This window comes from Fructilactobacillus sp. X7R9C1, assembly GCF_059901005.1.
This window is the reverse complement of record NZ_JBWXVG010000019.1, coordinates 1-4,447: the sequence shown is the minus strand read 5'-3', so window position 1 is coordinate 4,447 and position 4,447 is coordinate 1. Positions and strand designations below refer to the sequence as shown.

The window sequence follows — 4,447 nt, the reverse complement described above, 5'->3', positions numbered from 1 at the left end:
TCACCTAAACGGCCACCAGTTAATTTGTTAATCCAATCGAAGCCGTTTCTAAATAGATTCTTGATACCATTCCACATGTCATTGACGACTTTGTGGACGTCTTTGCCCAATTTGTCGAAGTGACCATGGATTAAGTCGTTACCAGTTTTAACTAAATCAGAATTAACTTTGGATTGACTCCGAGTAACGCCGTTGATAGTCTTCCACATGCCTTGGAATTGCTTAGGAGAATTCTTTTCAAGATTGCCAAATACTTTAGTTGATTGCTTGCTGAAGTCTTGTGTAAGTTTACCAGCTTGTTTAGTACCGTCTCCGATACCTTTACTGATACCTTTTCCAAGTTTACCAGCATCTTTTTGCATGTTATTCCAAGACTTACTAGTGTTTTTAGTAAAACTATTCCAGGACTTACTAAGGTTTTTACCCATGTCGTCCCAGGCTTTTTTCATTGCCTTAGCTTGTTTCTCTTGTTCTTTTTTAGACTTATCGTTGGCCTGTTTTTGAGCCTTAGTCTGTTGACCCCACCATTTCCCAAGTCCGCCAAAGAACTTACCGACTTCTTTTACAGCTTGGCCTAAGAACTTGAACAATCCACCAAACATCTTTTGAACGTCTTTCCATAGAGCGTTCACAAAATCTCTGAAAGGTTTGCAATGCTTGTAAAGCTCAACGACACCAATCGTAATAGCAGTTAGTGCAACAGCAATCATAGCAAAAGGATTAGTAAATACAGCTACTGCTGCTGTTTTCATCGCACTAACCGTTTTAGAACCAAATTCCATTACTGCTTTACTTGCAGTTTTAATGGATTGAACTGGATGTTTTCCAAAGCTAATTAAACCTTTAGCTGCTTTATCAGCCGATGATCCAATCACACCAAATGCTTTTTCAGTTTTAGAAGCATTCTCACCGATTGCTTTTTCAGTAATACCTACTCCTTTACCAAAACCAGAAAAGGCATCTTTCGTACCAATAAGAGATTTAGAAAGCGTACCATACATCCCTGCTGCTGGACCTAACATTTTTGTAGCTTGACCATAAGCGATAGTTCCAGCTATTATCGGTGCAAACACGTTTGAATGTCGTGCCAGTTGATCTAAAAGTGGTACCAGGATAACAGCTAAGTCTTTAAAAACTGCTCCATACAACTTAATCTGTGCTGTACCTGTCTGCTTAAATGAAGCGAAAAACGCTTTAATGTCTTTTGAATGAGCAGCTACCGTGTTACCAAATTTAGTAACACTGTTAGTCAGTCCTTCTAGCATTTTATCCATGCCGCCTTGCATGTCTTTAACACTGAAAGACTTAGTAAATGCACTAGTAATTGTATTAATCGACTTAGTTGTTGCTTTACCCAACTTCTTGAATTCCTGATCAGTTCTAGGGTCAGAAGTCCACTTCGAAACCGCTAGGAACAACGGGTTCTGCATTTGCATAAAGGGTTTTTCGATGTCACCAATTAGTTGTGGCACACGTGCTCTAATAGTACGTTCTGCACCTACCATAGTTGATAACATGTTTTCAGCAGCTTTACCGTACTTCACATTTCCAAGTTTTTCGAAAACCTTTTCCATGTCGTCGGCAGAAACTTGGCCTTTTTTAACCATTTCATTCAGTTGTTGAACCGTTACATTTTTACTCTTAGCCAGCTCTTCACGATACATTGGAAAATATTGCGTAATCTGGTTAATTTCTCCGGCAGACGCTTTTCCTCGAGACAAAGCATTTGTCATATCTTGAGAAACAGCATCAATCTGCTGTCCGTTTAAACCAACCGCATCGGCCATGTTTAACATCGCTTTAGTCATGTTGTCAGCTTCAGGCTTACTAGAATGCAAGTGATAGAACTTTTGTTCTAGTTCATCAGTTTGTTGAACCGACTGACCGGTAGCAACTGATAGATTGTTGACACTTTTAACCATGCCATCAGCAGCATGGGTATTCCCAGTTAAAGTAGTCCAAGTAGCAACCATTTTCTGTTGCTCTTTGTCGTACTCCATACCAGACTTCAAGGCGTCACCAATATGCATGGTAATTTCTTGCCATCCAAACGAAATCACTTTAGTAGCTAAGTTGGCCGCTAAAACTGATTTGAACATCGAATGAGTTTTCTCACCCGTTTTATTAGTTTCGCTCATTTTAGCACGGAGCTTTTCCCACGGTGTACCATCAATCTTCTTGATGCTGCTGTTTAATTCGTTTTGCTGAGTCTTGTTTTTAGCAATTTCAGCACCAGTTTTATTTAACCTGGTAGCTTGAACGGTATAAGATTCGTTGGCACGATCCATAGCCAGCTTTGTGTTTCGAACTGCTTGAGACTGTTGCTTGTACGACTCAGTACTCTTCATACCAGCAGCTTCCATCCGCTTCAAGCCCGCAACAGAATTGTTGTAGGCTTCAGTCGTGCTTTTAACAGAACTCTTGTTAGCAGACAACTCTCTATCTTGAATCTTGTACTGTGAAGTTAGATTCTCAAGCGAACGTTTGTAGCCGTTTAATTGTTCCTTTTGAGCACCAAGTGTATTACCTTCAGCTTTTAGCCTTTCGACATAAGCATTGGTAGCATTGGTTGCCGTCTGATAACCATGTTGTAAATCAGCTAAGCCACTCTTTTGATACTGAAGTTGCTTGTTTGTCCGCTCTTCTTGAGCAGCCATCGAAGACATCTTAGTTTCAGCACGATTAATCTGTGTGGTTAACTTTTCGTACTGTGTAGCACCTTTATTAGTAGAAGTATCAAGTTCAGATTGTTTTGCTTTCAAAGCGTTAATCTTTTCTTGTTGCTTACTCATAGCTTGAGTAAGACCTTTAGCCTTAGCTTCAACTGCACCAAAAGAATCACCAATCGACTTATTGTAGGCTTCTTGCGCTTTCCAAGCCGAAGTAGCCGCACTAACAGCGGTGTTTAAAGCACGAATGCTACGAACTGCACCAGAAGTATCAACACCAATCCGTGTCGACATATCATAAGACGCTTTTCCAGCCATATGTTATTCCTCCTTTCCTTTAGAATTGCCACGCAAGCGACCAATAGCTTCATGAGCAGAAATCGGTCGCTTATCGCGTGGTCTTGCTTTTAAGACGTTCATTAATTCAAAGTAATCTTGATCATCTAAATCACTGGGAGCCATACCACCATTTACCATCATTTGCTGGCTTAAGTAGTCCATGTCTTCCATATCATTATTTAAGTCTTCCTCTGATAATCTCAGACGTACTAATCGTTTTTTAACGTTTCGTTTTCTTGCGTACTAGCTTCTTGCTTTTGTGATTCTTCGAATTCTTTGTCAGAAACACCATTTAAACGAGCTACGATGTATGAAACGTAAACTCCAAGTGCTTCTTCGTTTTCCACATTTTCTTCGACTGTATCCATTTGTTTTGAAGTTAGTTTCAAAACTTTTTTAATGAAGTCAAGGGACTTATCAACAACGCTTTCGGTTAATTCCATTTGTTCGTGGTTGTCTTCAGCGTTCTTTAATTGTGCTTCCAAGTTGTTCTCATCAGTATCGTCATTCTTTTGTGCTTTTTGAGCCGCAATTTGTTGACGGATACCTTTGATTTGAACTTTATTCAAAGTACTCATAATTTCGTTGGACAACTTACGCATTTTCAAACTTGGTTTAACTTCAATTGATTTTGATAAGCCGATTTTTTCAGTATTGATTTTAATTGTCATAAAAAACTCTCCCTATTAAAAAAGCCGCCTGGATTATCCATACTGTGAATTTCATCGGCGACTAAGATTTATTTATTTTTATTGAGTAACGTGACTAGTGTCAGTTGATGAATTTGGGTCGTTGTTAGTTCTAGTACCATCGTCTAAACGAGTTGGTAGTTTATCAACATCTGAACCAGTGTATCCACCAAATGTTTCTTTAAGCATATCTACTGACTTAAAGCCTTCATCAGTTTCTGCCCAAGTCTTGTAAGGTTGTTTAACACCTTTTGAATCAGCAAAAACACCGTCAGCAATAGGAGTTAAAGCTTGGTAACTAAGAGTAGTGTCAGCTTCAACTTCCTTCGTGTTGTCAGTACCGTGGTTATTGGCAGCTTGGATTAATTCACCATTAGCAAAACCTTCGTACAATGCACTGTCATCTAAGTCAGAAGATTTGATCAACATTGCAACATTTGGTTTAGCGCCTGATTTTAATACATAACCAGAATCACCAGATTTAACAAAGCCTCGTAACTTCATCAAAACTGGACGTGGCATATCAAGCATAGTCAATGCGATTTCTGGATGAGATTTACCATGGTTAACTCGTTTAGGTTGGTTATTACCAAACTTAATCTCACCTTTTTCTTCAATGGTGGTGATATTGGCAGTAGTAGCACCTTCACCGTCACCATCAATCTTAATCACACCAGAATTAGTTAATCCGTCTTTTCCAGTGATAAGCTTCCCCTCATCGTCAAGGATTCCAAAAGCAACCCAGTCGAT

The 4,447-nt window shown here is 39.3% G+C and carries 4 protein-coding genes; all 4 read right to left on the bottom strand.

All coding sequences use genetic code 11. From position 1 onward, the window contains the following. Positions 1 to 2,987: tape measure protein (locus AC6UD0_RS06965; RefSeq protein ID WP_500708610.1), on the bottom strand; the 2,987-nt coding region annotated here is incomplete at its 3' end. Between the two features lie 3 nt (positions 2,988 to 2,990). Then, positions 2,991 to 3,179 carry a hypothetical protein gene (locus tag AC6UD0_RS06960; protein WP_500708609.1) on the bottom strand — a complete coding sequence of 63 codons (189 nt, stop codon included), beginning with the start codon at positions 3,177 to 3,179 and terminating at the stop codon, positions 2,991 to 2,993. Between the two features lie 38 nt (positions 3,180 to 3,217). Further along, positions 3,218 to 3,679, bottom strand: a complete 462-nt coding sequence (locus tag AC6UD0_RS06955) for a phage tail tube assembly chaperone (protein ID WP_500708608.1) — start codon at positions 3,677 to 3,679, stop codon at positions 3,218 to 3,220. 78 nt (positions 3,680 to 3,757) lie between these two features. Further along, the coding region (locus AC6UD0_RS06950; protein WP_500708607.1) for a phage tail protein at positions 3,758 to 4,447 on the bottom strand (690 nt) is incomplete at its 5' end.